Source organism: Pseudoalteromonas fuliginea (assembly GCF_000690055.1).
GTDB lineage: Bacteria > Pseudomonadota > Gammaproteobacteria > Enterobacterales > Alteromonadaceae > Pseudoalteromonas > Pseudoalteromonas fuliginea.
This window is the reverse complement of record NZ_JJNZ01000218.1, coordinates 1-361: the sequence shown is the minus strand read 5'-3', so window position 1 is coordinate 361 and position 361 is coordinate 1. Positions and strand designations below refer to the sequence as shown.

Sequence of the window (361 nt, the reverse complement as noted above, 5' to 3'; positions counted from 1 at the left end):
CGCTTGAATGCCTTCGTTTTTAATTTCAGCATATAGCTCAGGGTGCTTTGCTTGTAGTTCTGCTTTATTCATGATTTCCTCACTGTTAGCAGTTAGTTGGTGCTCAGTTTCGCCCTGAGCGGTTAAATTTGTTTGCGTTCCTGCCAATGCAGAGCCGCTTTGTGATGCGATTGCGTCAATCATACCAGATTTTAAAGCGTTGCGCGCAGTGGTTACAGAGCCTTGTTCGTAGTTCGCTTTGATGTCGTCAGTGTTGGTGCCGCGACCCGCTGCGATTGCTTCAATAAACAGATCTTCATAAGCATCTAGTTCGGCGCGGATTTGTGCCACACCTTCTTCTGTCGATGCGTCTGGGCGCTTG

General features: G+C 47.9%; 1 protein-coding gene. It reads right to left on the bottom strand.

From position 1 onward, the window contains the following. Positions 1–361, bottom strand: a 361-nt coding sequence (locus DC53_RS0121035; RefSeq protein ID WP_033032593.1) for a S49 family peptidase domain-containing protein, incomplete at both ends; no start/stop codon positions are given.